21 protein-coding genes are annotated in these 24,270 nt (G+C 69.9%); 12 read left to right on the top strand and 9 right to left on the bottom strand.

What is annotated here, in order from left to right; genetic code table 11:
- The first annotated feature begins 16 nt into the window (after positions 1–16).
- Both ACQEVI_RS27590 and ACQEVI_RS27585 read left to right on the top strand, forming a co-directional pair.
- Positions 17–928 carry a carbohydrate ABC transporter permease gene (locus tag ACQEVI_RS27590; RefSeq protein WP_432906221.1) on the top strand — a complete coding sequence of 304 codons (912 nt, stop codon included), beginning with the start codon at positions 17–19 and terminating at the stop codon, positions 926–928.
- A 46-nt stretch (positions 929–974) separates the two neighbouring features.
- Positions 975–2,618 carry a GH39 family glycosyl hydrolase gene (locus tag ACQEVI_RS27585; protein ID WP_432906218.1) on the top strand — a complete coding sequence of 548 codons (1,644 nt, stop codon included), beginning with the start codon at positions 975–977 and terminating at the stop codon, positions 2,616–2,618.
- Between the two features lie 56 nt (positions 2,619–2,674).
- Here ACQEVI_RS27585 and ACQEVI_RS27580 read toward each other — a convergent pair whose 3' ends face one another.
- Positions 2,675–5,305 (bottom strand): right-handed parallel beta-helix repeat-containing protein, encoded by a 2,631-nt coding sequence (locus tag ACQEVI_RS27580; protein WP_432906215.1) that lies wholly within the window; start codon positions 5,303–5,305, stop codon positions 2,675–2,677.
- Between the two features lie 250 nt (positions 5,306–5,555).
- Between ACQEVI_RS27580 and ACQEVI_RS27575 the strand changes: the two genes are divergently transcribed.
- Entirely contained in the window at positions 5,556–6,284 is a 729-nt protein-coding gene (locus ACQEVI_RS27575) for a FadR/GntR family transcriptional regulator (RefSeq protein ID WP_432906212.1), read from the top strand.
- A gap of 139 nt (positions 6,285–6,423) precedes the next feature.
- A complete protein-coding gene (locus ACQEVI_RS27570; protein WP_432906210.1) occupies positions 6,424–6,753 on the top strand; it encodes an L-rhamnose mutarotase in 330 nt (109 codons plus the stop codon).
- Positions 6,754–6,798: 45 nt separating this feature from the next.
- On the opposite strand, the gene ACQEVI_RS27565 is transcribed toward ACQEVI_RS27570, so the two are convergent.
- Positions 6,799–7,632 (bottom strand): helix-turn-helix transcriptional regulator, encoded by an 834-nt coding sequence (locus tag ACQEVI_RS27565; RefSeq protein ID WP_432906207.1) that lies wholly within the window; start codon positions 7,630–7,632, stop codon positions 6,799–6,801.
- A gap of 154 nt (positions 7,633–7,786) precedes the next feature.
- Here ACQEVI_RS27565 and ACQEVI_RS27560 point away from each other — a divergent pair, with 154 nt between their 5' ends.
- From ACQEVI_RS27560 to ACQEVI_RS27545, 4 genes are all read left to right on the top strand, one after another.
- On the top strand, positions 7,787–8,494 hold the full coding sequence (locus ACQEVI_RS27560; RefSeq protein WP_432906204.1) for an SDR family NAD(P)-dependent oxidoreductase: 708 nt from the start codon (positions 7,787–7,789) through the stop codon (positions 8,492–8,494).
- A 285-nt stretch (positions 8,495–8,779) separates the two neighbouring features.
- The gene (locus ACQEVI_RS27555) at positions 8,780–10,300 is read left to right on the top strand and encodes a non-reducing end alpha-L-arabinofuranosidase family hydrolase (RefSeq protein WP_432906201.1); all 1,521 of its coding nucleotides are present in this window, start codon (positions 8,780–8,782) and stop codon (positions 10,298–10,300) included.
- 95 nt (positions 10,301–10,395) lie between these two features.
- A complete protein-coding gene (locus ACQEVI_RS27550) occupies positions 10,396–11,916 on the top strand; it encodes a non-reducing end alpha-L-arabinofuranosidase family hydrolase (RefSeq protein ID WP_432906199.1) in 1,521 nt (506 codons plus the stop codon).
- A 54-nt stretch (positions 11,917–11,970) separates the two neighbouring features.
- Entirely contained in the window at positions 11,971–13,071 is a 1,101-nt protein-coding gene (locus ACQEVI_RS27545) for a ricin-type beta-trefoil lectin domain protein (RefSeq protein WP_432905715.1), read from the top strand.
- A 66-nt stretch (positions 13,072–13,137) separates the two neighbouring features.
- Here ACQEVI_RS27545 and ACQEVI_RS27540 read toward each other — a convergent pair whose 3' ends face one another.
- Together ACQEVI_RS27540 and ACQEVI_RS27535 are read right to left on the bottom strand one after the other, a co-directional pair.
- Positions 13,138–13,449, bottom strand: coding sequence for a hypothetical protein (locus tag ACQEVI_RS27540; protein WP_432905712.1), 312 nt, complete (start codon positions 13,447–13,449; stop codon positions 13,138–13,140).
- A gap of 141 nt (positions 13,450–13,590) precedes the next feature.
- Entirely contained in the window at positions 13,591–14,460 is an 870-nt protein-coding gene (locus tag ACQEVI_RS27535) for an alpha/beta hydrolase (RefSeq protein WP_432905709.1), read from the bottom strand.
- A gap of 140 nt (positions 14,461–14,600) precedes the next feature.
- Here ACQEVI_RS27535 and ACQEVI_RS27530 point away from each other — a divergent pair, with 140 nt between their 5' ends.
- Both ACQEVI_RS27530 and ACQEVI_RS27525 read left to right on the top strand, forming a co-directional pair.
- Positions 14,601–15,179, top strand: coding sequence for a TetR/AcrR family transcriptional regulator (locus ACQEVI_RS27530; protein WP_432905706.1), 579 nt, complete (start codon positions 14,601–14,603; stop codon positions 15,177–15,179).
- 9 nt (positions 15,180–15,188) lie between these two features.
- Complete coding sequence (locus tag ACQEVI_RS27525) at positions 15,189–15,398, top strand: helix-hairpin-helix domain-containing protein (RefSeq protein ID WP_432905703.1); 210 nt, start codon at positions 15,189–15,191, stop codon at positions 15,396–15,398.
- Positions 15,399–15,417: 19 nt separating this feature from the next.
- Here the strand turns inward: ACQEVI_RS27525 and ACQEVI_RS27520 are convergent, their stop codons facing one another.
- A complete protein-coding gene (locus ACQEVI_RS27520; protein WP_432905700.1) occupies positions 15,418–16,803 on the bottom strand; it encodes an ABC transporter substrate-binding protein in 1,386 nt (461 codons plus the stop codon).
- A 203-nt stretch (positions 16,804–17,006) separates the two neighbouring features.
- Here ACQEVI_RS27520 and ACQEVI_RS27515 point away from each other — a divergent pair, with 203 nt between their 5' ends.
- Positions 17,007–17,537: an SgcJ/EcaC family oxidoreductase gene (locus ACQEVI_RS27515; protein ID WP_432905697.1), complete on the top strand. Its 531-nt coding sequence runs from the start codon at positions 17,007–17,009 to the stop codon at positions 17,535–17,537.
- Here ACQEVI_RS27515 and ACQEVI_RS27510 read toward each other — a convergent pair.
- From ACQEVI_RS27510 to ACQEVI_RS27500, 3 genes are all read right to left on the bottom strand, one after another.
- Complete coding sequence (locus ACQEVI_RS27510) at positions 17,500–18,783, bottom strand: ATP-binding protein (RefSeq protein ID WP_432905694.1); 1,284 nt, start codon at positions 18,781–18,783, stop codon at positions 17,500–17,502. The genes ACQEVI_RS27515 and ACQEVI_RS27510 overlap by 38 nt on opposite strands.
- Positions 18,780–19,448 (bottom strand): response regulator transcription factor, encoded by a 669-nt coding sequence (locus tag ACQEVI_RS27505; protein WP_432905691.1) that lies wholly within the window; start codon positions 19,446–19,448, stop codon positions 18,780–18,782. The genes ACQEVI_RS27510 and ACQEVI_RS27505 overlap by 4 nt, the downstream gene beginning before the upstream one ends.
- A gap of 69 nt (positions 19,449–19,517) precedes the next feature.
- The gene (locus tag ACQEVI_RS27500) at positions 19,518–20,789 is read right to left on the bottom strand and encodes a hemolysin family protein (protein WP_432905688.1); all 1,272 of its coding nucleotides are present in this window, start codon (positions 20,787–20,789) and stop codon (positions 19,518–19,520) included.
- A gap of 91 nt (positions 20,790–20,880) precedes the next feature.
- On the opposite strand from ACQEVI_RS27500, the gene ACQEVI_RS27495 reads away from it, so the two are divergent.
- Positions 20,881–21,096 carry a hypothetical protein gene (locus ACQEVI_RS27495; protein ID WP_432905685.1) on the top strand — a complete coding sequence of 72 codons (216 nt, stop codon included), beginning with the start codon at positions 20,881–20,883 and terminating at the stop codon, positions 21,094–21,096.
- A gap of 221 nt (positions 21,097–21,317) precedes the next feature.
- Here the strand turns inward: ACQEVI_RS27495 and ACQEVI_RS27490 are convergent.
- Positions 21,318–24,270, bottom strand: a 2,953-nt coding sequence (locus ACQEVI_RS27490) for a S8 family serine peptidase (RefSeq protein ID WP_432906196.1), incomplete at its 5' end; no start/stop codon positions are given.

The raw sequence follows: 24,270 nt of genomic DNA, 5'->3' as shown, positions 1-24,270 counted from the left end.
CAGCCGGAGACCTCCCATGACGACCACCGCTGACGTCCGGCGTCCCGGCCGCACGGCACGCCGACAGCTGTACACCCTCACCAACCCCCGCAAGAGCGGCACCCTGACCTTCCTGACGGGGCTGTTCACCCTCTACTGCCTGGTGCCGCTGGTCTGGCTGGCGATCAACTCCACCAAGTCGCAGGCGGACTTCGTCACCAGCTTCGGCTTCTCGTTCGGCACGCGGTTCGCGCTGTTCGACAACATCGCCGAGGTCTTCACCTATGACGGCGGCATCTTCGGGCGCTGGCTGCTCAACACCCTCCTGTACGTCGTCGCCGGGGCACTGGTCTCGACGTTCCTTGCCGCGCTCGGCGGCTACGCGCTCGCGAAGCTGGAGTTCACGGGCAAGCGGGTCTTCCTGTTCGTGGTGCTGGGCGCCATCTCGGTCCCGGGCATCGCGCTGGCCATCCCGCAGTTCCTGCTCTTCGCGCAGCTCGGCCTCACCAACACGCCGTGGGCGGTGCTGATCCCGTCGTTCCTCAACCCGTTCGGGCTCTACCTCATGTGGGTGTTCGCCGCGGAGGCGGTACCCACCGGCCTGCTGGAGGCGGCGAAGATCGACGGCGCGGGCGAGTTCCGGACGTTCTGGCAGATCGCCCTGCCGATGCTCGTCCCGGCGACGGTGACGGTGCTGCTCTTCTCGTTCGTGTCGATCTGGAACAACTACTTCCTGCCGTTGATCATGCTCAAGGACCCCGACTGGTACCCGCTGACCGTGGGCATCAACCAGTGGAACAAGCTGGCCTCCACCGCGGGCAACGGGGAGCTGCTCCAGAACCTGGTCCTGACGTCGTCGCTGCTTACGATCATCCCGCTGATCGTGGCGTTCATCTGCCTGCAGCGCTTCTGGCAGTCCGGGCTGAGCCTCGGCGCCGTCAAGGGCTGACCCGACACCCGTGAGAGAGGACAGAGAGAACATGGTGGAGAACCAGATGACTTGGACGGAACCGACGGAACTGACGGAGCTGCGGGTCGACGGCGCGGCGCCGGCCGAGGTACCGCTGCGACACGTATGGAACGAGTGCGTCGGCGCCGGCCGCGCGAACGAGGCGCTCCGAGCGGACTGGCAGGGGCACTTCCGCGAGGCCGTCACGGAGCTCGGGGCGCGGTTCGTGCGCTTCCACGGGCTGTTCCACGACGACATGTTCGTCTACCGCGCCAGCGACGGCGGGGGTTTCGGCCCGCAGACCCCGCTCGACGAGCCGGTGCTGACGTTCGCCTACGTCGACAAGGTGTTCGACTTCATCCTCGAGACGGGCGCGCGCCCGTTCGTGGAGCTGGGCTTCATGCCGCGCGAGTTGGCCACGGAGACCGAGACGCTGTTCTGGTGGAAGGCGCACTGCAGCCCGCCCAAGGACATGGCGCGCTGGGTCGACCTGGTCACCTCCACGGTGACGCACTGGGTCGAGCGCTACGGCCTGGACGAGGTGCGCCGGTGGCGGTTCGAGGTGTGGAACGAACCGAACCTGGTGCCGTACTTCTGGACGGGCACCCGGACGCAGTACTTCGAGCTGTACGAGGCCACGGCCCTGGCGATCAAGGCGATCGACGGGGAGCTCAAGGTGGGCGGGCCGTCCACGAGCGTGTTCGTCCCCGACGAGCGCTACAAGGGGGAGTGGGAGGACCGCTCCGTCGAGCACGTGGCGGCGGAGGCGGACGACGTCGACGCGCTCGACTGGCGTCCCGTGTGGATCGAGGAGTTCATCGACTGGTGCGCGCGCCGCGACGTCCCGCTCGACTTCCTGTCCACCCACCTGTACCCGACGGACGTGGCGTTCGGCGCCTCCGGGCAGGCGCGCCACATCCGGCGCCACGTGGACGCGACCTACGACGACCTGGTCGCGCTCCGCAAGATCATCGCAGGCAGCCCTTTCCCCGGGGCCGAGCTGCACATCACGGAGTGGTCGAGCTCGCCGTCGAGCCGTGACACCATCCACGACACGCTGTTCGCCGCCACCTACATCACCCGGGCCTACCTGCGGTGCGCCGCGCTGGCCGACTCGATCGCCTACTGGACCTTCACCGACGTGTTCGAGGAGGGCGGCGCCGGCATCGGCCCGTTCCACGGCGGGTTCGGCCTGGTCAACGAGCAGGGTCTGCACAAGCCGACGTTCCACGCCTTCTCGATGCTGTCCCGGCTCGGCGACACGGTGCTGGCGTCCACTCCGCACGGGGTGATCACCCGGGACACGACGACGGGCGCCGTGTCCGCGGTCTTCCTCAACTACCCCGACGACATGGGCACCAGGGCGGTCGGCTCCGAGACCACCTACGAGGCCACGCGCAGGCTCGCCCAGATGGGGCCGGGCCGCAGGATCCGCCATACCGTCGAGGGCCTCGCCCCGGGCACGGTCTTCCGGGTCGAGTCGGTCGACTGGGAGCACGGCAACGTCGCGGAGGCCTGGCACCGCATGGGGGAGCCGCTCAACCTCACCCCGGCCCAGACGGCCGAGCTGCGCACCACTGCCGACGCGCTGCGCACGACGACCCTCACGGTCTCGGCGGCCGGCGTGCTGGACATCGACCTGAACCTGCCGCCGTGGGCGGTCCTCTCAATAACCCAACCCCCCAGCTGACCCCTGCTGCCGAGGTAGAGCGCCTGTCCGGACATGCGCTCTACCTCGGCAGGACGCTATGGCTGGGTCAGGGCGCTGAACACGTTGATCGCCGCCGTGGTCGCGTCGTGCGACGTCGAGAAGACGCCGCCGTCCTGGATCTCGGCCGCGCCCGGGAGCGTCACCGGCGACCCGACATGCCGGTAGCTGACGCCGTCGTAGGAGTAGGACGCCGACACCTGACCGTCCACGCGGTCCAGCCTGACCCACACCGCGCGGTGCGTGTCGACCCGTACCTGGCTCGCGCTGTCGAGGTAGCCGTCGCCGTTCGCGTCCCACTGGAAGACGACGCCGTTGCGCGGCGTCACGGCCGCTATCGCGTACCCGGACGACGCCCCGGGCGCGGTCATGTCGTTGCGGACCATGACCCCGCTCTTGGCCCAGGCGTCGGTGTCGTTGATCGTGTCCACGCGGACGGACACGCTAGACCCGGCAGTGAAGGAGCCCGTCCGGTAGAGCGCTCCGAACGCGTCGTCCCGCTGGCCACCCCCGCCCCATACGTCCGCGCCCGCCGCCGCGACGCCGAAGGCGGCGCCCTGCTGCCCGGACTGCTGCCCGAAGTAGCTCTCGGCCGCGGACACCGCCGTCGTTCGGTACGCGTCACCGACCGGCGCCTCCACCGGGCACTGCGCGAGGCCGAACAGGTTGGCGTTCAGCGTCGTGCGGTACTGCGGCGCGACGCCGGCCTCGCACATGACGTCCAGCGCCCCCTGCGGCCAGTTCGTGCCCGCGACCGTGACGTTGTCGACGAGCTGGTTGTTCCGTTCCTCGGCGTTCGGGATCTGGGCCCCGCCCGAGTTCAGCCAGTTCTCGCGGATCATGTTGTCGCTCGTGTTGTTGCCGTCGCTGTAGGCGTTGGTGAAGATCCACGGGTTGGTGCCCTGGAGCACGTTCTGCCGGTAGGTGGTGTAGCGCGTCCCCTCGTCGAGGTAGAGGCCGACGCCGGAGACGTTGAACAGGTAGTTGCGTTCCACCACGGTGCCCGGGCTGGCCGAGAGGTTGTACAGCGACCCGCCGTCGGCGAACCGCGCCTTGGTGTGGTGCACGAGGTTGCCCGCGACGAGGTTGTCCTTGAGCGTCGTCGGGGTCGTGTACAGGGGATGCCAGTTGTAGTAGCCGCGGCGGACGTACTCCGCGGAGCCGCCCGCGTCGTTGATGCCCCAGCCGTAGCCGGTGTCGATGCCGTCGTAGGCGACGTTGGCGACCTCGTTGTGCACGATCTGGACGTTCGTCGCGTACGTGCTGAGGATGCCCGAGTTGTCCTTGTACTCGACGGCTACCCGGTTGACCGTGTTGTTCTCGATGCGGATGTCCTTGTTGATCATCCGCGGGTCGCTCGGGTGGTGCGCGTCCTCCCGCACCCCGCCGACGGCGATCCCGTGGCCGCCGACCTCGTTGAAGACGTTACCGAGCACGTCGATGCCGCTCGCGCCGAGGCCGACGCCGGAGAGCATCGCGTTGGCGTCGTTGCCGATGCCGAGCGCCGTCTGCCCGAGGTTCGTGAAGCGGTTGTTGGTCAGGGAGACGTCCTGGGCCGCGGAGACCTGCACCGCCGCCGGCTCCTGGTACCAGGCGTCGAAGCGGGCTCGTTCGAACATCTCGCAGCCGCGGGAACAGCTCGTGAAGGCATCGTCCGGGCGGTAGTCGTAGGCGTCCTTGATGAACGCGCCGTTCTGCTGGGTCGCGTAGCCGTGGGTGGACGGGCCCAGCCACGAGGTGCCGGTGAACTCGATGCCGTCGAAGGCGAGGCCCGTCACCGGCTCGTCGTACGTGCCGCTGATGCTCACCAGCGACTCCACCTGCGGGAGCTCGACGTCCAGGTCGTCGGGGTCGACGCCGTCACCGGGCTTGTAGTACAGCTTCCCCGCGGACGGGTCGAGGTACCACTCGCCGACCTGGTCGAGGAACGCGAGGGAGTTCTCCAGCGACCACGTCGGCCCCGCCAGGAACGAGTTCTGGACGGTGTCCCAGCCCCAGGTGTTGTTGTCCCACGCGGGCTGCGCCATGGTGATCGTCGAGCCGTCGATCGTCTCGACGGGGGAGTAGCGGTTGGTGAAGTCGCCGAGGGACTGGAACTCGATCCGCCCCTGGTCCGGCAGGCCGCTGAGGTAGCCGAGCTGCTGGTTGTCGATGGTCAGGCCGGTCGGGGTGGGCGTCACATCGGAGTTGGCCAGCGGCAGGGAGGCGCGCTGCGCGATGATCCCGTTCACGTAGAGCTGGCGGCTGTCGACGCCGGGCGGCGTGTCCGCGACGTAGACGCCGGCCTCCTCGTCGTGGACCGACCACCCGGAGATCGGGGCGGCGCCGGAGATCACCGGCCGGGCGCCGGGCGTCGCCGTCCACCGCACGGTGTGACCGTCGCGGCCGCCGTCCCGCGCGCCGAACACGAGGGGCTCGGAGACCCGGTAGGTCCCGTCCTCGAGCAGGACGGTGACGTCCCTGCCCTTGCGGGCCTCATGCCGGACCACCTCCTGCGCGTGCTCGAGCGAGCAGGCGTGCCGTACGTCGCACCGACCGCGGTCCAGGCCGTCCGCCGCGGCGAAGTACGTGCGGTCTCTGCCCTGCTGTGCGACCTGGGGTGCGGCCTGCGCCGCGGAGGCGGGAACCAGCGCGGAGACGATCACCGCTACGGCGCTCAGGGCGGCCATGGCTCCCGCTCTCCTCGATCGATCCCGGGATCCCGGAACTGTGCGTGACTTCGGTGTCATCGTTCCATCGCTTTCTGCTGAGACGACCAGGCTTCGTTACCCGCCGCGAGATTAGTCACACATATGATGTATGCGCAATGGTCGACCGGGCCGGGTGGGATGCCCCGGAGAGATGCCCGGGCGATACGATGGGCGATCGGATGAGCGATCGTGCGGCCCCCCAGATCGCGCGTCGGAGGAGGAGGCGCACGTGGTTCGGCAGGCATCGACCAGTACGCAGGTGACCCGAAACCGGCCGGCGCTCGCCGAGGCAGTGATCCGGGCACTGGTGCACGACGTCGTCACCGAGAAGTACGCGCCGGGAACCGCGCTGCCTTCCGCCGCGGTGCTGTGCGAGACGTTCACGGTGAGCCGCACCGTGATCCGCGAGGCGCTCACGGCGCTGGCGGAGAAGGGGCTGGTCGCCGTGCGTCAGGGCTGGGGCACGGTAGTGCTCGACCGGGAGTCCTGGTCGCTGCTCGACACCATGGTCCTGGAGGCGATCTTCCAGCGCGACGACAGCCTGCTGTTCATGGACCAGCTCATCGGGATCCGGACCGTGCTGGAGGGCCTGATGGCGTCCTCGGCGGCCCGTCAGATCGACGACGACGCCCGCGCGGTACTGTCCCGCCAGTTCGACGCGCTGAACGCCGCGCTCGACGACCCCGAGAAGTACGCCGAGGAGGACATCGCCTTCCACTCCCTGGTGCACCGGATCTCCGGCAACGAGTTCGCGCGGGCGATCATCTCCAGCATCCAGGGCAAGGCTCGCCTCGTGGCCCAGTACACCGGCGCGCCGCCGACGGGTCACAACGAGCTGACGCACGAGGAGCACCGCCACATCTTCGAGGCGCTCCTGAGCGGTGACGCGGACGCGTCCGCGGAGCTGATGCGCGCGCACATCTCACGGAGCTGGGCCCGCCGCCGCCCCAAGGGATAGACATGATTCGTATGATGAGTTGCGCTCATGAAGATCACGGGTGGCCGGAGCCTGCTCACCGCTGCTGATCTTCCTCTTCTCGCAACGATTCCTGGTGGCGGGCATGACCGCCGGCGGGACCAAAGGAGTGAGTACGAACATGGTGGAGAGACACGGCCTCGTCGTGAACATCGTCCCGGAGCTGCGGGAGGAGTACCTGCGCCTGCACGCCGACGTCTGGTCGCAGGTCGAGGCGACCCTCCAGGCGTGCAACGTGCACAACTACACGATCTTCGTGCTGGAGAACACGCTGTTCGCCTACTACGAGTACACCGGCGCCGACCACGAGGCCGACATGGCCCGGATCGCGCAGGACCCGGTGACCCAGGAGTGGTGGAGGCACACCGACCCGTGCCAGACGGCGTTCGGCCGGGACGCGGCGCCGGGCGAGCGGTGGCGGGACATGCAGGAGGTGTGGCACCTGCCATGACGCGGTCTGCGTCGACGAACGCGCTGGTCGGTCCTGACGACGGCTTCAGCTGACGAGCGATCGCGTGCCGAGCGCGAGCGCGAGCCGGTCGGCGTCGGGCGTACCTGGTTCGGCGGTGTAGACCATGAGGTGCAGGTCGGCGCCGGCGACGGACAGCACGTCGCAGTCCAGGGTGAGGCGGCCGGCCTGCGGGTGGTCGATGACCTTGGTCGTGCCCCGCTGCGGTTCGACGTCGCCACGCTGCCAGAGCTCCGCGAATCGCGGGCTCGCCACGCGGAGGTCCTCGATCAGGCGGAGCAGCGCCGGGTCGTCCGGATAGCGCCCGGCCACGAGGTGGAGGTCGGCGACCAGCGTCTCCTCGAAGACGATCTGCTCCTCGGGCGTGTGCAGGGCACGGCTGGGCAGGCCGGTGAAGTTGCGCCAGACGCCGTTGCGCTCGTTGTCGCGCCATCCCGAGGTGTCTCCCATGAGGGCGTCGTAGGGCGCGTTCGCCGTGATCAGCGTCCATGCGGCGTCGTAGACCGCGACCGGGACGTCGGCGAGCCGGTCGAGCATCCGGCGTACACCCGGGGTGAGGTACGCGGGCACCGTCCCGGAGCCGGGTGGGAGGTAGCCGGCGAGCCGGAAGAGGTGGGCCCGTTCCGCGGAGGTGAGGCGGAGCGCGCGGGCGAGCGTCTCGACGACCTGCACCGAGGGGGACGCCGCCCGGCCCTGTTCCAGGCGGGTCAGGTAGTCGGCCGAGATCCCGGCGAGCTGAGCGACCTCCTCGCGGCGCAGGCCCGGGGTGCGACGGCGGGATCCTGGTGGCAGCCCCGCGGTGTCGGGGGCGGCCCGGTTGCGCCAGCGTCGTACCGCCGCACCGAACTCGGTCTCGGTCATGGGGACAAGTCTGCGCCCGTCCGTCGCGGCGGGCCAGGTCGGTGGGCCAGGTCGGTGGGCCAGGCCGGCGTGACGATGCCGCCAGGCTGGCCCTGGCGGTCCCAGGAAAACGAGACGGCTGGTTGCGCGCTCCGGAGAGGCGCACGGTCGAGACATGACCACCACACTGATCACAGGGGCCAACAAGGGCCTCGGCTATGAGGCCGCCCGTCAGCTCGTCGCCGCGGGCCACACCGTCTACGTGGGCGCACGGGACAAGGAGCGCGGACGCCGCGCCGCCGAAGAGCTGGGCGCGCGCCTCGTCGTCATCGACGTGACCGACGACGCCTCGGTCGAGGCGGCAGCCGCGCAGATCGCCGCCGAAGGCGGGCTCGACGTGCTCGTCAACAACGCGGGTGTCGAGGCGCGCACCGCCGACAACGGCGTGCCGCGCCCGGCCGACGAGACCGCCGACAGCCTGCGTCGCATCTTCGACACCAACGTGTTCGGGACCCTGCGCGTCACGCACGCGTTCCTGCCCCTGCTGGAGCGGTCGCCGGCCCCGGTCATCGTGACCGTGAGCAGCGGACTCGGCTCGCTGGCAGGGCTCGCCGACCCTGGCCAGCCCAGCTGGGGGTACCCGGGTGTCGCGTACCCCGCCTCGAAGACGACCGTCAACGCCATGATGATCCAGTTCGCGAAGGCGTTCCCGCAGATGCGGATCAACATGGTCGAGCCCGGCTTCACCGCCACCGACCTCAACGGCCGCACCGGTACGCAGACCGTCGAGGAGGGCGCCGAGATCATCGTGCGGATGGCGCAGGTCGGCCCCGACGGCCCGACCGGTGCGTTCCTGTCCGCCCACGGGCCGATCGCCTGGTAGGTCGGGCACTCGCCACCGGCCGGGTGGGACTGGTGGAGCTGTGGCCGGGTGGGCCTGCCGACACGTGGCCGCGAAAGACATCTGACACTTGACGTATGACGTGTTATCGCTCACATTTGGTCAAGCCGTCGAAACCAGGCTTTACGGGCAAGCCTCTTCGTCGGTGCTTGGATCACACGCGGCCGTGTCATCTCAGTTGTGAGCGCTAACATCCCACCGCATGCGCCCGGGTATGCGTCGCGGTTCATGTTTCGGTGAGCCGCCAGGTCTTGGTCAAGGAGGATCATGTCTGCTGTTTCCAGTTCTCGAACGGTCGTGCCGCCGTCGCGGCTACGTCGCTGGTTGGTGCGGGTCGTCGCCGCTGGTGTGGCCGCTGTGCTGGCGGGTGCGGGCGTCGTCGCCGTCACCGGCCCGGCTGCTGCCGCCACCGTCGACCCCACCGCCTGGTACGTGCTGCTGAACCGCACCAGCGGCAAGGCCCTGGACGTCAGCGGTGTGTCCACCGCCGACGGAGCCCAGCTCCACCAGTGGACCCGCACGAACGCGAACAACCAGCAGTTCCAGTTCGTGGACGCCGGCGACGGCTACTACCGGATCAAGGCGCGGCACTCGGGCAAGGTGCTCGACGTGTCCGACTGGTCCACGGCCGACGGCGCCGCGATCCACCAGTGGACCGACCACGGCGGCGTCAACCAGCAGTTCCGGCTGGCCGACTCCGACGGCGGCTACGTCCGGTTGATCAACCGCAACAGCGACAAGGCCGTCGAGGTCCAGAACGCGGCGACGAACGACGGCGGCGCCGTCGTGCAGTACAGCGACTGGGGCGGCAGCAACCAGCAGTGGCAGCTCGTCCGCGTCGACGGCGGGAGCGGCCAGTGCACGCTTCCGTCGACGTACCGCTGGACCTCGACGGGCCCGCTGGCACAACCGCAGAACGGGCAGGTCTCGCTCAAGGACTTCACCGCCGTTCGCCACAACGGCCAGTACCTCGTCTACGGGACCACGCACAACGCGGTAGCGCCTCCCAACGGCAGCTGGGGCTCTACGGTCTTCAGCCCCTTCACGAACTGGTCCGACATGGGCGCCGCCACCCAGCGCGCACTGCCCTTCAACGCCGTCGCGCCGACGCTGCTCTACTTCGCCCCGAAGAACACCTGGGTGCTCGCCTACCAGTGGGGCTGGCCGTACAGCTTCTCCTACCGCACCTCGAGCGACCCGACCGACCCCAACGGCTGGGGCGAGCACCACGAGCTCTTCACGGCGACCCTTCCCGTCGGGGCGCCTATCGACCAGACGCTCATCGCCGACGACGAGAACATGTACATGTTCTTCGCCGACGACGAGGGCAACATCTACCGGTCCAGCATGGCCCTCGATGACTTCCCGGGCAGCTTCGGCTCGAACTACACCCGGATCATGACCGACACGAGGGACAACCTGTTCGAGGCGGTCGAGGTCTACAAGGTCCAGGGTCAGAACCAGTACCTCATGATCGTCGAGGCCATGGGGTCGAACGGTCGCTTCTTCCGCTCGTTCACGGCCACCAGCCTCGACGGCGAGTGGACGCCACAGCCCCAGGCCGAGACCCAGAGCAGCCCGTTCGCCGGGAGCGCCAACAGCGGCGCGACGTCCTGGACCCGGGACATCAGCCACGGCGATCTGGTGCGTAACAACCCCGACCAGACCAAGACCATCGACCCCTGCAACCTGCAGTTCCTCTACCAGGGGCGCGACCCCAGCTCTGACGGCGGGGACTACGGCCGCCTGCCTTACCGGCCGGGTCTGCTGACCCTGCAGCGCGACTGAGCGACACACAGTGATCCGGGCGGGCTCGGCGCAAGGCCGAGCCCGCCCGGATCGCTTCTCAGGTGAACAGTCCGGCACTTTGGTCAAGGAGGACCATGTCTGCGCTTTCCAGTACTCGAACTATCGCGCCGCCGCCGCGGCCGCGACGGTGGTTGAAGCGGTTCCTCGCCGCCACCGTGGCGGCGGTGCTGACCGGTGGCGGCATCTTCGCGGTCACCGAGACGGCCGCCGCCGCCACTGTCGACCCCGGCGCCTGGTACGTGCTGGTGAACCGCGCCAGCGGCAAGGCCCTGGACGTCAGTGGTGTGTCGACCGCTGACGGAGCCCTGCTCCACCAGTGGACCCGTACGAACGCCGAGAACCAGCAGTTCCAGTTCGTGGACGCCGGGGACGGCTACTACCGGATCAAGGCGCGGCACTCGGGCAAGGTGCTCGACGTGTCCGACTGGTCCACGGCCGACGGCGCCGCGATCCACCAGTGGGCCGACCACGGCGGCGCGAACCAGCAGTTCCGGCTGGCCGACTCCGACGGCGGCTACGTGCGGTTGGTCAACCGGAACAGCGACAAGGCGGTCGAGGTCCAGAACGCGGCGACGAACGACGGCGCGAACGTCGTGCAGTACGGCGACTGGGGCGGGACCAACCAGCAGTGGCAGCTCGTCCGCGTCGACGGCGGGGGCAGCCAGTGCACGCTTCCGTCGACGTACCGCTGGAGCTCGACGGGCCCCCTGGCACAGCCGAAGGCGGGGTGGGCCGCCCTCAAGGACTTCACCGCCGTCGAGCACGACGGCCAGAAGATCGTCTATGCCACGACGCACGGCGCGCTGCCCTATCCCGACGGCAACTGGGGACTGATGACCTTCAGCCCCTTCACGAACTGGTCCGACATGGCCACGGCCGGCCAGAACGCGGTGCCCTTCGATGCCATCGCACCGACGCTGTTCTACTTCGCCCCGAAGAACATCTGGGTGCTCGCCTACAACGGGGGCTGGCCGTACAGCTTCTCCTACCGCACCTCGAGCGACCCGACCGACCCCGATGGCTGGTCCGCGCAGCAGGACCTGTTCACGGCCACCCTCCCGAAGGGAGGCCCCCTCGACGTCACGCTCATCGGCGACGACACCAACATGTACATGTTCTTCGCCGACGACGAAGGCGGCATCTACCGCGCCAGCATGCCCATCGGCGGGTTCCCGGGCACCTTCGGTTCGTTCACGAAGATCATGAGCGACACGCCGCTCAACCTGTTCGAGGCGGTCGAGGTCTACAAGGTCCAGGGGCAGAACCAGTACCTCATGATCGTCGAGGCCCAGAACTACACGGGCTTCGGCCGTTACTTCCGCTCGTTCACGGCCACCAGCCTCGACGGCACATGGACACCGCAGGCCGGGGCCGAGACCGTGAACAGCCCCTTCGCGGGCAGCGCCAACAGCGGCGCGACCTGGACCAGGGACATCAGCCACGGCGACCTGTTGCGCACCAACCCCGACCAGACCAAGACCATCGATCCCTGCAACCTGCAGTTCCTCTATCAGGGGCGTGACCCCGGCACCGACGGCGGGGAGTACGGCACGCTGCCCTACCGGCCGGGTCTGCTGACCCTGCGGCGCGACTGAGCTCATTGCGATCCCGAACAGAGCCAATCCCGAACAGAGCCTGAGGAGTAGATGATGCGAACAAGAGCAAGGTGGCTCGGAGCGGCCGTGGCGCTGGGCGTTGTCCTGGCCATGGTGACGACACCGACCGGACCCGCCAGCGCGGAGTCCAACGGCGGGGTGCGGGTCATGCCGCTGGGTGACTCGATCACCGAGGGCACACAGACACCGGGCGGGTCCCGGATCGGCCTCTGGCAGCGCCTGGCCAACGGCGGGTACACCGTGGACTTCGTCGGGTCGCAGGTCAACGGACCGGCGAGTCTCGGCGACCACGATCACGAAGGCCACCCCGGGTGGCGCATCGACCAGATCGACGCGAACGTCGTCGGCTGGCTGAACACGTACCAGCCGCAGACCGTGCTGCTGCACATCGGTACCAACGACGTCCTCCAGGACAACAGCTCCGGCGCACCGGACCGGCTGTCCGCGCTGATCGACCGCATCACCACGACGGCGCCGGACGCCGAGGTGTTCGTCGCGCAGATCATTCCGCTCGGCTGGAGCGAGGGGGACGCGGCGGTCAACAGGTTCAACGCGGCGATCCCCGGCATCGTGCAGAGCAAGGTGAACGCAGGCAAGAAGGTGCACCTGGTCGACATGCACAGCGCCCTGACGGCCGCCGACCTGGAGGACGGCGTCCACCCGACCGCCGCAGGCTACGACAAGATGGCCGCAGTCTGGTACGACGCACTGCGAGCAGTACCCGGCAGCATCGGCGCCCCGAGCGGCACGGAGATCGTGGGCGCGCAGTCCGACCGCTGCCTCGAGGTCACCGGGGTCGGCACCACCAACGGCACCGACGTGCAGCTGTGGGACTGCTGGGGAGGCTCCAACCAGCGGTGGACCGACACCGCCGGCAAGGAGCTCAAGGTGTACGGCGACAAGTGCCTGGACGCCTACGGGCACGGCACCAGCAACGGCACCCAGGTGGTCATCTGGGACTGCAACGGACAGGCCAACCAGCAGTGGAACGTCAACGCCGACGGCACCATCACCGGCGTGGAGTCCGGCCTGTGCCTGGACGCCTCGGGCTTCGGCACCAGCAACGGCACGAAGGTCCAGCTCTGGACCTGCGGCGCCGGACAGGCCAACCAGCGATGGACGGTCGGTAGCTAGACAGCCGACCCGGTCGCGCTCACGACGCCGTCGTACGCTCCGGCGTCGTGAGCGTGGCCCGGGACGCTACGGGTCCGTCCGTTCCTCGAACGAGGACGGCATGTTCTGGATCAGGAACCAGCTGCGTTCGGCAAGGCGCGCCTCGTCGTCCTCGGTGCGGTTCGTGATCATGGCGTACACGATCACGCGGCGGTCGTCACGCTTCGCCGGGTCGGTCTGGAACGTGTGCGCCTTGTAGCCGAGCTTCCGGATCGCCCGGCGTCCGCAGCGACGGAACTGCGCGATGCCCTCTGTGTCCCACTCGTCGAAATGGTCGGTGACCTGGAAGTCGATCTCCAGGGGTTGCATCATGGCAGCCACGAGCTCGTCATCGTCCACAGCTCGCCACGCTACGCCGGGCCGGTGGCGTGGGTCTCGTGGATCGCAGGGTGAATTCGTGGCAACTGTGCCCAGACGGAGCAGGTGCGATGCCGCCCAGCAGGTCACCGGCGCGGCCGGCCCGACACCGGAACGATCCGGCTACCGCGCGTGGCACGCCTTCAGATAGCTGAGGAACGATGCCTGAAGCCCCGTGACATGTGTCTCGTGCAGCATCGTGTTCGAGACCTGCTCCGACCGGCCCTTGGTGTGCAGCTGGTCCAGTACCGCGAGGACGTTGCGCGCCATTCCGCGGTAGATCGGGATATCTCCGAGCGCTTCGGCCTCGTTCAGCGTGATGTGCAGGCGCGGGGGAGCGGAGTCCTCGCCCGGCTCGGGGAGGGCTTCGACCAGGTCGAAGATCCGGCTGTCGGCACTCACCACACCGGGGCTGCCTGCGCCAAAGGTCGTGAACGGTGCCGCCTCCCGCAGCCAGGCGTAGAGGGCGAAGAGGCCCCCGTAGGAGTAGCCGAACAGGCCGTGCCCGGAGTCGCTGACACGCAGCTTCGACCGCAGCCGGGGGTGGAGCTCGGCGGTGAGGAAGTCGAGGAAGACATCCGCGTGCGTGTCCGACAGCTCCGCGAGGTAGGCCTCCATCTGCGCCGTGGTCATCTTCCCGGTGTCACGTGCCCACTCGACGGTGGCCACCATCTCCGCGCTGACAGGTTCCCCCGGCGGGACCAGGTCGCGGTTGCGCAGATGCTCCCAGGCCGCTGCCTCCGCGCCGGCGTAGCCGATGGTGACCTGGATGTAGGGGCCGATCGTCAGGAACGGGTCCGCCTGGGCGACGATCAGGGGAGCGGTGAGACCAACGGTCCAGTTGCCGTCCACCACGTAGATCAGCGGCAGTGGATCTGTGGAGTCCGCATAGCCAGGCGGTGTGGTCACCCAGACGCCGTAGCTGTGCCCCGACCGTGCGGTGGCCTCGAAGTACTCCGTGTCCGGCAGGCAGCCGTGCAGTATCTCGCTCATCGAGCTTCTCCTCTCATGGTGCCGCCGGCCCTCACCACGAGGACGATCCTCTCCACGGCCCGGCGCACCGTCCTCAACAGTGGTGAATTCACTGTCCGGTACGCTACTCAACAGTGGTGAGTTCGTCAACGGGAGGTACCGTGAGATCGCCGGTCGGAGAAGGTCGGGAGCGGCTGCTGGAAGCGCTGTTCGACGAGTTCGGTGAGAACGGTCCGGGTGCGAACCTCTCGATGCGCCAGGTCGCCGAGCGGCTCGGTGTGCACCACACGCTGCTCACCTATCATTTCGGTTCGCGGCCAGGTCTGCTGCGTGCCGTGCTGTCGGAGGCGCGCCGCCGCGACAACCTCGTCATCGCCGCGGCCGGCGACGAGCTCGGGTTCGAAGCCCTGTGCAGGACCATCTGGAGCTTCTACTCGGACCCGGCGCACGAGGACCGGATCCGCGCCTTCTTCCACCTGGTCGGACTCGCCGTCTACGAGCAGGACGTGTTCCACGAGTTCGTCGCGGACATCGACGACCTGGCGCGCATCCTCGGAGCGGCCGCCCTTCGCGACGGCGCCACGCCGACCCAGGCAGAACGGCAGAGCATCATCGCCACCTCGTGCCTGCGAGGACTGCTGCTGCAGCGGCTACTGACTCCGACCGCCGAGATCGACGCCGCGGCCGAGCACTTCATCACCTCGCTGGGTGCATCCGCCGGCGAGAGTCACGGGCAGTAGCGTGGGCTCATGACGGATCAGGCGGACCCGGACCAGACCGACATGGGACCCGTGTTCGACGGCGTGAAGATCGGGCGGCCGGCGACGGGTGCCCTGCTGGCCGAGGGATACCGGACGATGGAAGATCTCCCCGAGAACCTCGACGTGCTCCTCCCCATCCACGGCGTCGGGCCCAAGGCGGTGCGCCTCCTCGCCGAGGCGCGTGGCACGCGTCCGTGACGGGGTCGGGGGCGGCTACCTATTCGTCCGGGCCGGTGACGCTGAACCCTTGCTCGTTGCCGTAACGGATGACCGACTCCTGCCAGGCCTCGTGCCCGTCCGCGAGGGTGTGCGAGCCGGTGTAGGCCTGGCCGACGGTGTCGGGGAAGACGCTGTTGGCGTGCACCTGATAGGGCAGGTACTGCCACCCGGGCGCGACGTGGGCGGCCGAGTCGGCGAGGACCCTGTTGATCTGCTGCCCACCGAAGAACTCCGGCTCCTCGGCGAGGAAGGCGGGATCGGTCAGGTCTCGCATGGTGGCGGGGAAGGCGCCGGCCTCCAGGCGGGTGGTGACGCCGTCACCGATGTTCGCGTACTTGAGGAAGGCGTACGCCAGCTCCTTGTTCTGGCTCCCTTCCGGGATCGCCAGCGCTGAGCCACCGTTCTCGGCGGTCTGGTAGGCCCCCTTGGTCCACTGGGGGATCCGCGCGACGCGCCAGTCGCCCGACGCCGCGCCTGCACCGGTCGCGAGGTTCGCGGGCATCCAGGCGCCCGTCACGAGCGCGGCGATCTCACCGGTGCCCAGGGCCTGGAACCAGACGTCCGACCAGGCGGGGACGTCGGCCAGCAGGCCACGGTCGATGAGCCGCTGCCACATGCGCGCGAACCGCGCGCTACCCTCGTCGGCGAGGTCCACCGTGACGTTCGTGCCGTCCACCTGGAACGGGTGGCCGCCGGCCTGCCAGATCATCGACGTCGTGAACCCCGCGTCGCCGCTGTCCGACGTGATGTACGCGTCCGGGTCGTGCGCGTGGATGGCCTCCGCGGCCGCGACGAACTCCTCCCACGTCGTGGGCACCGTCACGCCGGCCTCCTGGAAGACCCGCGCGTTGTAGAACAGGGCCATCGGGCCGGAGTCCATCGGCAGGCCGTACACGGCCTCGTCGCCCGTCGCACTGCCGGTAGCGGTCACGGCACCCCACGGACCGGCCGAGAAGGACCTGCTCAGGTCACCCGCACCGAACTCGCTCAGGTCTGCCAGCGAGCCGGCGATGGAGAACTGCGGCAGGGCGTAGTACTCCATCTGCGTGACGTCGGGTACGCCCGAGCCCGCGCTGATCGCGTTCTGCAGTGCGACGTAGTGGTCGTTGCCCGTGCCGACGTTCGCCATCTCGACGTTCACGTTGGGGTACTTCGCCTCGAAGTCCTCGACGACCTTGTCCAGTGTGGGCTCCCATGCCCAGACCAGCAGGTCGCCGCCCTCGCGGAGGACAGCGTCGTGCGCATCGTGGGACAGTCCCGCACGGTCGGCGCTGCCCCCTGCGATCGTGCGGGGGGCGCCGCACGCGGTCAGCGCCAGGGCCAGGACGCACGCACTGGTGAGCGCTGCCACGGCCCAGCGGCGGATGGCTGGTGGTGCGGACATGTGGCGGGGTAACCCCTTTCGGTCGGCGGGTCAAGCATCCGGCCCGTGAGCTGGGGCGGCAACCCGTAGGAGCCGCCCCGGCCGGGTGCGCCGCGCGGGTTCTCGTTCCCTGTCCACCGGCTTGATCGGCGCTCACTCTCCGCTAACCCACGGCTTGCGACAGTGATGGCTTCCGGTACGTCCGTTATGCCAGGGAGACATCCATGAAGAAGCTTTGGGTCATCGGCGCGGGGGCCGTGCTGGCCGCCGCCGCATTTGGTGGACCGGCCGTAGCCACCGCCGTGGCCGCTGCGCCGCAGACCGCGCAGACCGCCGGCCACGCGCAGGTGGCGACCCACCACGGCACGCCGACCAAGGCCGAGATCGACGCGCTCTTCGACCGGTGGAACGCCGCTGTCGAGACCGGCGACCCGGAGAAGGTGGCCGACCTCTACGCCCCCGACGCGGTGCTGCTGCCCACGCTCTCGCCCGTGGTCCGGACGGACCGCGCCGGGCTCGTGGACTACTTCGAGCACTTCCTCGCCAAGAACCCGAGCGGGGAGCGGACCCAGTCCGTCATCGAGGTGCTCGACAAGAACACGGCGATCGACACCGGCCTCTACACCTTCACCTTCACCGCCGACGACGGTACGCAGACCTTCGCGGACGCGCGCTACACCTTCGTGTACGAAAAGGTGCACGGCGAGTGGCTGATCATCAGCCACCACTCGTCGCTGTTGCCTGCCGCCAGCTGATCCGTACGTTCAGGCCGCCGGTGGGGGCGTCGTCGAGCACGACGGCCCCACCGGCGTCGGCGACGAGCTGTCTGACGATCGCCAGACCGAGCCCGGAGCCGGACCTGCCCGTATGACCCGGCCCGCGCCAGAACCGGTCGAACGCGCGGGCCTTCTCGGCGGAGGTCATGCCCGGACCCTCGTCGCGGACCTCGAGCACGACGTCGTCGGTACCGACCCGCACGTCGAGGGTGATCGTCGCCCCGTCGGGCGAGACGCTCAGCGCGTTCGAGAGCACGTTGTCCAGGACCTGCTCGATCTGCCCGGGGCTCGCCAGGACCACCGGCCCGGCGGCCCAGGCTCCGGTCAGCCGGAACGCGACGTCGCGTTCGTCGCCCTCGAGGTGCCAGAGGTCGAGCCGCTGCTCGACCAGCTCCGCCAGGGGTACCGGTTGTGTGCCACTGGTCCGGGCCTCGGCCCGGGCCAGCACGAGAAGCCCGTTGACCAGGCCGTTGATCCGGGTCACCTCCCGGCTCGCCCGGTCGACGTCCTCCCGGACGCTCGCGTCGTCGACGCCGTCGACGATGTTCTCCAGCGAGAGCTGGAGCACCGTCAGCGGCGTCCGGAGCTGGTGGGAGGCGTCGGCCACGAACACCCGCTGGGCCGCGACCAGGGTCTCCAGGCGCTCGGCGGCGGAGTTCAGGGCCAGCGCCAGCGTCTGCGTCTCCGGTGGGCCCGCGACGGCGGTGCGGGCGGCGAGGTCGCCGTCGCTGAGCCTGCCGGCCATCGTCTGCAGGTCGCCCAGCGGCTTGGTCAGCAGACGCACCGCCAGCGCCCCGAGCAGCGCCGTCACCGCGAGGATCCCGACGGCGAGCAGGGCCCGCAGCTGCCAGACGTCCAGGACCCGTTCGTCGAGCGCGCTGGTCGGGTAGCTGATCCGCACGGCGCCGTTCGGTGTCGCCGGGACGGTCACGACCAGCTCGACGTCGGTCCACTCGGCGGTGGCGTCGCGGCCGTGCCACGAATCGAGCACGGCCACGCCGCCGGGTGTGTCCCGCTCGTACGCCGACACCGTCTCGGCCAGTGCGTCGCGCGCGTCCCGGTCGCCGTCCGCCAGCAGCAGCGCCATCGCCATGGCGTCTCGCTGGACGGCGGACTCGGTGTCGTCCCGCAGGTGGTTGCCGACGGGGACCGAGACCGGCAGCTTGAAGGCCAGGAGCGCTATCGCGATCAGGATCACGTAGCTGACGATCAGCCGCCGGGTCATGGCTCGGCGCCCTCGACGACCAGGCGGTAGCCGACCCCGCGTACGGCCTCGATGGTCAGCGCCCCCGCGAACTTCCGCCGCAGCGCCGAGGTGTGCACGTCGAGGGTCTTCGTGGGACCGAACCAGTTCACGTCCCAGACCACCTCCATGATCCGTTCCCGGGTCAGGAGGGCGCCCGGCTGCTCGGTCAGGAAGGCGAGGAGCTCGTACTCCTTGCGTGCCAGCGGTACCTCTATCCCGTCGAGGAACGCCCGTGCCGCTCTGCGGTCGATGGTCACCCGCCCGTAGTGGCCGACGCCGGCCGCGCCCCCACCGGGGTTCACCCGCCGCATCACCGCCCTGATCCGGGCGATCACCTCACGCACCCCGAACGGTTTGGAGACGTAGTCGTCAGCCCCGAGCTCCAGGCCCGCCACCCGGTCGACCTCGTCGCTGCGCGCGCTGATGACGATGACGGGAACGTCGCCGCGTGCTCGCAGCTCCCTGCACACGTCCAGCCCGTCGGCGTCCGGCAGTCCGAGATCCAGCAGGACGACGTCGCCCGGGTCGGCCCGCAGCGCCGCGGCGCCGCTCGCCACCCACTCGACCTCGTACCCGTACCGGACCAGCCCACGTTGCAACGACATCGCCAGCGACTCGTCGTCTTCCACCAGGAGCACGTGCACGCACGAACACTATTCCTCGGTGGAACCTCTGCCGACGTCTCGCGGCCCGGGGCGGCCGGGCGACGTGCGTCAAGCTCGTCGGACGACCTCCAGCTGGGTCAGGCGCCGTCCCCGGACCGCGGTGACGATCAGGTCGAGCCCGTCGACCTCGACGGTGTCGCCGACCTCGGCGACCCGGCCCAGGCGGCTGATGACGTAGCCCGCCACGGTCTCGTAGGGCCCGTCGGCCAGCTCGACACCGGTCCGCTCGGCGAACTCCTCGATGGTGATGCCGGCTTCCACACGAGTGATCCCGTCGTTCGACGCGAGCTGCCCGACCTCGTGCGTGTCGTGCTCGTCGCGGATGTCACCGACCATCTCCTCCACGAGGTCCTCGAGCGTGACGATCCCGTAGGTACCGCCGTACTCGTCCACCACCACGGCCAGATGACGCCTCTCGCGCCGCATCTGCGACAGCGCTGGGACCAGCTGCGTGGTGGTCGGGAGGAAGAGCATGGTGCGCATCAGCGCGCGCACCGGCGTCGTGCCCGGAACCCCGAACAGGTCCTTGACATGCAGGACGCCGACGACGTCGTCGAAATCCGTGCCGATGACCGGATAACGCGAGTACGGGCTCGCCTGGACGATCTCGAGCACCTCGGACACCGGCATGTCGCCGGCGATGAAGGCCACCTCGCCGCGGGGGCGCATCACCTCGCTGACCGACCGGTCGGCGGCGTCGAAGACGTCGCGCAGGATGCGGCGCTCCTCCTCGGGCAGCCCTTCGTGGGTCTCGACGACGTCCCGCAGCTCCTCCTCGGTCATCTCCTCGGAGGTGGCCCGCGGGTCACCTCCGAGCAGCCGCACCACCGCGTTGGTGGACACCGACAGCAGCCACACCACCGGACGCATCAGGCTCGCGAACCGGTCCAGCGGGGGCCCGACGGCCAGCGCGATGCTCTGGGAGCGTTGGAGCGCGAACCTCTTCGGGACCAGCTCGCCGAGCACGAGCGAGAGGTAGGCGATCACCAGTGTCAGCACGATCAGCGAGAGGGTCTGCGCGAGGTCGTCGGGCATCCCGAGACCCATGAGGACGGGTGCGAAGTCCGGTGCCAGCGTCGAGGCACCGTATGCGGCGGAGAAGAACCCCGCGACCGTCACACCGATCTGGACGGCGGCGAGGAACCGGTTGGGGTCCCTCGCGACCGCGGCCACCCGGGCACCACGCCCGCCCATGGCCTCCAGGCGACTGATCTGGCTCCCGCGCAGGGAGACCAGGGCAAGCTCCGTGCCGGCGAAGACGCCTCCGATCAGGATGAACAGCAGCACGAGCGCGATGTTGACCCACGTGTCCTGGTCCATCAGACGCCGCCCTCGCGCACCCGGCTCGGGCGGTGGGCACGGGGACTGTGTGCGTCATCCATGGCGACGAGTACATGGTCCGAGAACTCGTGTGTCAAACCGGGGTCCTGACGCGCCGTGCCACTGCCGGTTCACCCGGTGGTCGGGCCGCGGCTACCCGGACGTCTTCCGGCGCGGTGGTGTGGACACGGGCCGACCGGCTTCCTCCTGCACAGCGGCGACACCGTGGGTCTGGCGCAACGTCGTCACCCCGGAGAAGGCCAAGGTCGCCGAGACCCTGGCCGAGTACCGCGGGCAGTTCGCCTAACGCGCCCGAGCGGGCCGCGTTCGAGGGGTTCGACCCGTTCTGGGAGTTCGTCAGCTCCCCGCCGCGCGCCAACACCTCGCCGCTGGAGGGCTTCCAGCACTTCGGCGAGGTCAACGTCGACGGCGCGACAGGGCAGCTGCTGAGGCTCCCAACGTTGAGTGCTGGATATTCGCCCCGTGATCGCTCACGACAGGGCGAATATCCAGCACTCAACGGGGGTGTCAGTCGACGGCGTATGCCCTGACGACCGTCTTGGTCACCGACGCGCCCGCCGCGTCCCACGCCTTGACCTTGAGCGAGACGTGCTCGGCGCCGGCCGGTGCCCTGACCGCCGCGACGAACGTGTCGTCACCGGTCCGGGTCACCTTGGCCCGGTGCCAGGTGGTGCCGTCGTCGGACGACCACCACAGGCGGGCGCCCTCGACCGTCGACGTGTCGTACGCGCCGTCCTGGTAGCCCACACCGACTCGCACCCGTGTGGTCGCCGGTGCGGAGCCCGACGGGTCGAGCCCGCGCACGTCCCACGTGGTGTCGAGCAGCGGCGGGTAGGCCTCCTCGGCGTCGTCGGGCCGCGCGTGGAACTCCCACTCACCGGTCACGCTGGTGGCGAGCCGGTACGCGGGGTCGTCGGGCGTGCTCTCCAGCAGCATCCGGTAGTCGGCCCCGCCCTCGGGCACGGTGGGGAACGAGTAGGGCTCGGGGACGTCGTCGATCAGCTCGCCGTCCTGCCAGACACGCAGGCGTTCGACGATGTCGGAACCCCACAGGACGCCGTTGTCGGCATCGGCCCGGCCCGACGGCGTGAGCCAGATGTCCCCGCCCACCTGCGTGACCGGTGTGATCGCCGTGGTCGACGGCGCGAGCGCACCCGTCGCCAGCCCCTGCCGGGCGCGGCCCGGCTCGCTCCAGACGTGCCGCACGGCCTCGGTGAGCACCACGCCCACGCCGTCCTCCTGGATCTCGGACCCGAGGTACCACCTGCCCGGCAGGGCCGTCACGTACTCGGTGCGCCGCGTCCCGACGGGGACCGCTTCGTCGGCTCCGCCGGCGATGATGGTGCCTGGCTCCCAGTAGTGGCGCCGCGCGAGGTGGGTGTCGCCGACCGAGGCGCCGTAGCTCGTGTCGACGGCGACCGTGGTGCTGCGGTCGCCCACCAGTGCCGGCACCTCGACGCCCTCGCTGTGGTGGGCGAGGTCGTAGCGGTAGGGAGCCGCCTTGTCCTTGCTGTCGGCCCCGGTGGTGGGCGGCAGCAGCGTCGCCTGGACGATGGTGTCGTAGTCGCCGTGCGACGCCGCGGGCACCGGGGTCAGGGCGAGGTCAGTCCCTGGCCCGTACATCACGTTGACCCCCGCGGTGGCGAGCTCCGCCGAGTCCTCTGTCTCCACGGAGAGGCCCAGGCTCGCCAGCTCGGCCGGCCGGTGCGTCGATGTGGTGACCTCCCGCGCCGTCGTGCCGTCCAGGAGCACCTCGGCGTCGGCCGTCGCGTCGACCTCACCGCTCGACAGGAACAGTGCGTCGGTGACCGCGCCGTCCTCGTCCAGCGTCTCGACGAAGGCCATCGGGCTGTAGACGCCCGGGATGACACGTGCCGTGGCGACGCCGTCCTCGAAGAAGAGGTTGGTGCCGAAGACGCCGCCGTTCTCGGGGTCCAGCTTGATCGCGGCGCCCCAGGTGTCGGCCGTGACGGGCTCGCCCGCCCGGTCGACGGCGCGCACCGTGAGGTTCACGTACTCGCGCTCCTTGGCCCAGCCGACGGGCGTGCGTACCGTGGTGCCGTCCGACCCGGTGGCGACGAGCGTGCCGCCGATCGCGCCGATCGCGCCCGGGCCGTCGGCAGCGGTCACGTCGACGGTCGCGGTCCCGCCCGCCGGCACGACCACGGAGCCTGCCGACAGGGTGAGCGCGGCGGTCACGTCGGTGCCCGCCGAGTCGGTGACGTCGCTCGCGACGGTGAGCGTGACGTCGTCGGACCCCGCGTTCGTGTAGGTCACGGTCTCGGTGGCCGTCTCGCCGTCGTGCGGCCAGGCGAAGGCGCCGAACGAGACCGACGGCGTGGCCGTGACCTGCTGTGCGATGGCGCCCGGGACGGTGATCCGCCCGGCGCCCTCGGTCCAGACGTCGGCGCCGGTCGACACCGCCGAACCCATCAGCGCGGACTTGAGCGCCGTGGCGGAGAGGTCCGGCCGGGCCTGCTTGAGCATCGCGGCGGCGCCCGCCACGTGTGGGGCGGCCATGGACGTGCCGCTCAGCGCGACGTGCAGGTCGTCGACGACGTCGCCCGCCGTCGTGCCTGCGGCCCGCGCGGCGACGATCCCGTCGCCCGGGGCGACGACGTCCGGCTTGAGCAGCCCGGCGTCAGCGCCGCCACGGCTGGAGTAGACGGTGACCTCGTCCGCGTCGTCGACGGCGCCCACGGTGAGGGCCTTCGCGGCGATGCCTGGCGAGCCGACGGTGCCCTCGCCCAGGTCGCCGTCGTTGCCGGCGGCCACGACGAACAGCGTGCCGAACTGCTCGGTCAGCTCGTCCACCGCGACGGCGTCCGGGGACGGGACGTCGAAGAACAGGCTGCCCAGCGACAGGTTCACGACGTCGGCGCCCTCCGCGGCCGCCCACTCCATGCCCTCGATGACGCCGGACAGCTCGCCGTAGCCGTCGTCGTCCAGCACCTTGCCGACCAGCAGGTCGGCGTCCGGGGCGACGCCCTTGTTCACGCCGTCGGACGCGTCGCCCGAACCGGCCAGGATCGACGCGACGTGCGTGCCGTGGCCGTCGCCGTCGACCACGTTGCCCTTGCCGGAGAAGTCGCGTTCGCCGACCACCACCTCGTCCAGGTCGGGGTGCGTCGCGTCGATGCCGGAGTCGAGCACGGCGACCGTGACGCCCTCACCCGTGAACCCGGCCTCCCACGCCTCGGGGGCGCCGATCTGCGGGCTGGAGTCGGCGTCCGAGGCCCGGACCGGCTGGTCCAGCCAGACGTACCCGACGCTGCCGCTGTCGGCCCTCTTGACGGATGCGCCGGTGTCGGCCGGCGCGAGGGCGTCGAGCAGCTTCGCCGCGCGGCCCTTCGGCAGGACGTCGGCCACCGCGCCCACCGACTCCAGCCTCCGGTCGGGCGTGATGCCCGACGCCGCCCAGTCCTGCTCGGTCGGCGCCGCCGACCGGGCGCTGCCGTCG

It is taken from the genome of Promicromonospora sp. CA-289599, assembly GCF_050936155.1.
Classification (GTDB): Bacteria; Actinomycetota; Actinomycetes; order Actinomycetales; family Cellulomonadaceae; genus Promicromonospora.
Note: the sequence above shows the minus strand (reverse complement) of the source record. Positions and strands in the feature narration are given on the sequence as shown.

Bases quoted from the DNA above. Each gene is read 5' to 3' on its own strand.
- ACQEVI_RS27520 (WP_432905700.1), bottom strand. From the start codon at position 16,803: ATGTCCGCACCACCAGCCATCCGCCGCTGGGCCGTGGCAGCGCTCACC.
- ACQEVI_RS27545 (WP_432905715.1), top strand. From the start codon at position 11,971: ATGCGAACAAGAGCAAGGTGGCTCGGAGCGGCCGTGGCGCTGGGCGTT.
- ACQEVI_RS27555 (WP_432906201.1), top strand. From the start codon at position 8,780: ATGTCTGCTGTTTCCAGTTCTCGAACGGTCGTGCCGCCGTCGCGGCTA.
- ACQEVI_RS27560 (WP_432906204.1), top strand. From the start codon at position 7,787: ATGACCACCACACTGATCACAGGGGCCAACAAGGGCCTCGGCTATGAG.
- ACQEVI_RS27550 (WP_432906199.1), top strand. From the start codon at position 10,396: ATGTCTGCGCTTTCCAGTACTCGAACTATCGCGCCGCCGCCGCGGCCG.
- ACQEVI_RS27585 (WP_432906218.1), top strand. From the start codon at position 975: ATGACTTGGACGGAACCGACGGAACTGACGGAGCTGCGGGTCGACGGC.
- ACQEVI_RS27515 (WP_432905697.1), top strand. From the start codon at position 17,007: ATGAAGAAGCTTTGGGTCATCGGCGCGGGGGCCGTGCTGGCCGCCGCC.
- ACQEVI_RS27565 (WP_432906207.1), bottom strand. From the start codon at position 7,632: ATGACCGAGACCGAGTTCGGTGCGGCGGTACGACGCTGGCGCAACCGG.
- ACQEVI_RS27510 (WP_432905694.1), bottom strand. From the start codon at position 18,783: ATGACCCGGCGGCTGATCGTCAGCTACGTGATCCTGATCGCGATAGCG.
- ACQEVI_RS27500 (WP_432905688.1), bottom strand. From the start codon at position 20,789: ATGGACCAGGACACGTGGGTCAACATCGCGCTCGTGCTGCTGTTCATC.
- ACQEVI_RS27525 (WP_432905703.1), top strand. From the start codon at position 15,189: ATGACGGATCAGGCGGACCCGGACCAGACCGACATGGGACCCGTGTTC.
- ACQEVI_RS27580 (WP_432906215.1), bottom strand. From the start codon at position 5,305: ATGGCCGCCCTGAGCGCCGTAGCGGTGATCGTCTCCGCGCTGGTTCCC.
- ACQEVI_RS27570 (WP_432906210.1), top strand. From the start codon at position 6,424: ATGGTGGAGAGACACGGCCTCGTCGTGAACATCGTCCCGGAGCTGCGG.
- ACQEVI_RS27535 (WP_432905709.1), bottom strand. From the start codon at position 14,460: ATGAGCGAGATACTGCACGGCTGCCTGCCGGACACGGAGTACTTCGAG.
- ACQEVI_RS27590 (WP_432906221.1), top strand. From the start codon at position 17: ATGACGACCACCGCTGACGTCCGGCGTCCCGGCCGCACGGCACGCCGA.